This window comes from Fusibacter paucivorans (assembly GCF_018390735.1).
Lineage (GTDB): Bacteria > Bacillota > Clostridia > Peptostreptococcales > Acidaminobacteraceae > Fusibacter > Fusibacter paucivorans.
The window spans coordinates 1-4,310 of the sequence record NZ_JAHBCL010000068.1; the positions used below are offsets into that span (position 1 = coordinate 1).

The following is a 4,310-nucleotide window of genomic DNA, read 5'->3' on the forward strand; positions in this document are numbered from 1 at the left end:
ATGATTATTGGGCTGCAGTAACACTGCAGCCACTACACGCATTTTTTGAGGCAAGATAAGCGAGCTAGCTACGGCAAGAGTTATGAGCTAGGCAATGACAGAACTAGAAATCAGAAACAATACAGTTTTTAATATCATTTTAGAGTATCGCTCTTTAAACTCAATGTATTTAGTTCAGCCCTTCATCCATATACTTAATATACCAACATTATCAATCAAACTCATCGCAAAGGTCGAATATCATTTTGAACGTGGTCCATTAGGTTTTATAAATATCAAGTGTTATTTATTGTAAACGTTGTTATTCCTATGTTATGATACGTTTCTGGGTATCGCACTTCAGTGAGTGCCAAATTATACCAAACAATCAAATATTATTTGATGATGTCTGGACACATTAAAAAGAGTTCTTATTAAAGAACTCTAAATAAAATACTAAACATTTATAGTTGTTTCAACTACTGTAGATGTGCTTATTTGTGTAATTATTGGTGAATATAAATCCACACTTGTCTCTGGTGTTTCGATTGATATTATAAGAGAATAACGCACTTTTTCGTTATATTTTCCAAGGTATCCTCTTTCTCGCCACCATCCAATCACTGGATAAATTGCAACATAATTTGCATCACACAAATTAACTGCTAAATCATTACAAAAATCAGAATGAATTGATCCAACATCTCTGTTTCCGACACCTAAATACCAATCACGACTACTTCCATCACCACTATCTTTTTTATCTTCACCTCTCATTTTGACATTAACTCTCTTCTCAAAATCTTCTAAAGTTTCATTTGAATTAATCACGTCAAATCTTAATCCACATGATGGATATCTGTACTTATCCTTCCACCCAACTTCTCCAGGACCAGGTTCTATAAAGTATGATAGGGTAACTCTCAAACTAGCTTCAATCTCGCCTAGAGACTGTAGTACTTCTCTCGGCCAAGGTAATTTGTGCAAATGCATTTCATTCATATGATCTTTCTTAAACGGTTGCAATTCTCCTTCAACAATCAAGTTTACAGAATTACCTGCACATTGGATTGCTTTATTTAAATCAGGAACACCATACCCACAACTTCGTAATAATAATTTTCTTCCTTTTGTTTTTGTATCTTCTTTACAAAACTGTTCCTTCATGTTTTTTGTCCATCGCGAAGAGTGAACCAATAAAGCTCTTACTGTTTCTGGCCAAATTCCAGGGTACTCTGTATATATTTGTGTGGCCATCCATGATGCTATTGCTGTTGCAGAACTTGTTCCCCAAATTGTAGAAAATGGTCTTATTAAATGTTGATGGTTTGTTGTTAGCAATGATAAATCTGTACATTCTGAATAATCAACTCCATTTGTAATCATATTACCACCATCAAGTACAATTTCAGGTTTTATTGGCCACTTATCATTCCAAGTAACTGAAGTGGAGCTATATGGTGATAACTGCCCAATATCTGCAACAGGAGAAAACTTCTCATATTCATTACTAGTTACTTGTAACTCATTTACCAAGGCACCTACTGTTATAGCATTCCATGATTGTCCTGGATTTTCTATACTATGTAAAATATTTATATCGGGATACTTATTATCACTTATTTCAAAAGGCGAAACATTTCCTGCACTAACAAACATTAACCGCTTTTCACTATTTTCATTTGCGCCAGAAGTAATATTATCTAAAGAAGCTGACCAAGATGTTGGGCTTCCATCATCTGTATTGAAACTTTGAGCAGTTATTGCCATACAAATGACTCTATCTACATTAGGATTTGCTATTTCTGCTAATGCGACCGCTTGCTCCGTTATAGCTCCATACAACTCAAATAGATTTGAACCCTTTGGAGGTAATATCTTAACTGATTCAAGTTTATGAGTTATAGCAACCGTATCTGTTGTACTTAATGTATCTTTCAAATTATTATAAAGAGCTATCCCCGCCATTTTAGTTCCATGTCCATAATTATCATGGATACCCCATTGTTCATTAACACAATTCATTGAATTCTCATCAATAACTGGCTTAATCAAAGGATGGGTACTACTTACTCCAGTATCTAACAAACATATCCTTGCATTACTTTCAATAAATTCAGTTCTATTTAATAAATCTTTAATCCATTCTTCCTGCTCAATACCTGCTAAATCATCAAAAAAAGAAGTTGGCTCTGATGCCTTTCTAAATTCAGTTATATAATCGCAACAGCTTACCAAATTAGATAATTGATTTTTATTTGCTTTAATAAGGAAAACAAGTCTTTCAGGGAATTCTAAATTATTATTGTCAATTTGAATATCTAGGCTAGAACAACAACTTTTTAAATTATCAATCGCTTGTTCTGTATATCCTGGCTCGAATCTAATCCATACTTCACACCATTCTTCAATGATATCAGGAATATTCTCATGTTTTCCCATCCAAAAGGATTCTAAGAGTGCAAGTCTTACGTCCTCTATACTACTTATTAAATCATTATTCTTTGGCAAACCTTTTTTTGTAGTTTTAGTTAAATACTCCTCAGCTTTACTTAAAAAATATTGTTCTTTTCCAGCCGGAATATAAACTGTCGCTCTAACAATTTTTTCTTTTTCATCAGATTTTACATTTAATAAGCGTATCCCTTGAGTTCTATTTTCTAAGCTTTTTATTGCTAAATCATATTCAACAGAGCTAGAAAACTCAATATATACCCCTTCTTTATATCTTATTGCAGCAGCTTGTTTTTGAGTTATTGATTTTTCATAACACAGCTCTAATTTTTTAGCAATATACGAAGCATGTGACCTTCCATTTTCCCTTTTAGGAAAATTCTTACCAACCACCATTGAACGTGAAACATAAGGTATTGAAGTATTTGTATCTACTAAAAAAATATTCTTTTTTTCAACTGCCATTTATGCCTCCCGTCCATGATATAAAGTGATTCGATCCTTAACTAAGTTAATAATCATGTTTTCGGATATGCTAATGTCATTTAATATTGAATCCTTAATAGCATCTTCACATACTTTGATAATTTCTGCGTGACTTAAAAATTTAGATTCATCAATTAAATTCTTTGAAGGTGTAAAATTTCTTTGAAAAACAGATAATTTGTGTAAGTATAATCTTTTAATCTCATTTTCTGTTGGCATTTGGTAATGCAATACATCATCAAATCTTCTAAACAGCGCTTGGTCTAATAACTTTTGATTATTAGTGGCAGCCACTATTATACTTTCAGAAGTATCTTGTTCAATAAATTGCAAAAAAGAATTTAGAATTCTACGCATTTCTCCAACTTCATTATCTAAATTTCTATCAGCACCAATTGCGTCAAATTCATCAAAAAAATAGACTCCCATAGAAGTTTCTATTATATCAAATATCTGGCGTAATTTTACACTGGTTTCTCCCATAAATTTTGTTACTAACTTATCAACCTGGACTATATAAAGGGGTAACCCTAACTCAGAAGCAATAATTGAAGCGGTATAAGTTTTACCTGTTCCAGGTTTTCCTTCTATGAGAACTTTTCGCCGGTTACTCATTCCAAAACTTTTAAGCTTATTCCTATTTTTAAATTCATTTAATATTCTATTTATTCTTTCAAGTATTTCATCAGATACAACTAAATCATCCAATCTATCTATTGGTAATATTGTAGTTAGCATAGGATTATTACTAATTTGATTAAACTGAATGACACTAGCCTTTGAGCTAGTTGATTTTTCAGCTAGTTTCTTTAATTCTCTGGCAAGGTTTGAGTGATTATGCTTTGCTTCATATGCAGCAATCTGTAAAATTACAGTCTTAAATTTCTCATTATCATTTTCATTATGTGCTTTAATCAAACTTTTTATTTGATCTGCTGTAGCCATCACTTCACCTCCTCGTAACATAAGTTTATCACAAATGTAGTAATGTACAATACTAATAGACCCTTGTTTATAGTAAAAAGACTTCTTAAAAAACATGGTTTTTTAGCGTCTTTCCGTAATTATCACATTCATAAATTACGTTATGAATTACACCCATTCACTTATGATACGGTTCTTTGTTCATCATCCAACCCTAAAACGTTAATCTTATCTCCTATAACAAGCTCTAAACTAGCTATATGCTTATCTTTCAATTGAATCTCTTTAACTAACTTTCTTACTAATCTCTGCTTTGCTTCTTTGTCTTCAATAACCTTTAATGCTTTGGTCTTCTGTCAAGAAAAAGGACAACTTAAACGTAGAATCTTTAAACAACTTTTATGATTACTAACTGACAAATTCAAGTTCATAATCGTAGGGTGATATCATACCGCAATGCGAATGTA

2 protein-coding genes are annotated in these 4,310 nt (G+C 32.1%); both read right to left on the reverse strand.

The genetic code is table 11. The annotated features are described in order from the left end of the window. Positions 1-435: 435 nt before the first annotated feature. Positions 436-2,898, reverse strand: a complete 2,463-nt coding sequence (locus tag KHM83_RS19375; protein ID WP_213238688.1) for a S8 family peptidase — start codon at positions 2,896-2,898, stop codon at positions 436-438. Next, positions 2,899-3,864: an AAA family ATPase gene (locus KHM83_RS19380; protein ID WP_213238689.1), complete on the reverse strand. Its 966-nt coding sequence runs from the start codon at positions 3,862-3,864 to the stop codon at positions 2,899-2,901. Between the last annotated feature and the right edge of the window lie 446 nt (positions 3,865-4,310).

What these genes read in the sequence shown, in the direction of transcription:
- KHM83_RS19375 (WP_213238688.1), bottom strand. Translation starts at nt 2,898, where the DNA reads ATGGCAGTTGAAAAAAAGAATATTTTTTTAGTAGATACAAATACTTCA.
- KHM83_RS19380 (WP_213238689.1), bottom strand. Translation starts at nt 3,864, where the DNA reads ATGGCTACAGCAGATCAAATAAAAAGTTTGATTAAAGCACATAATGAA.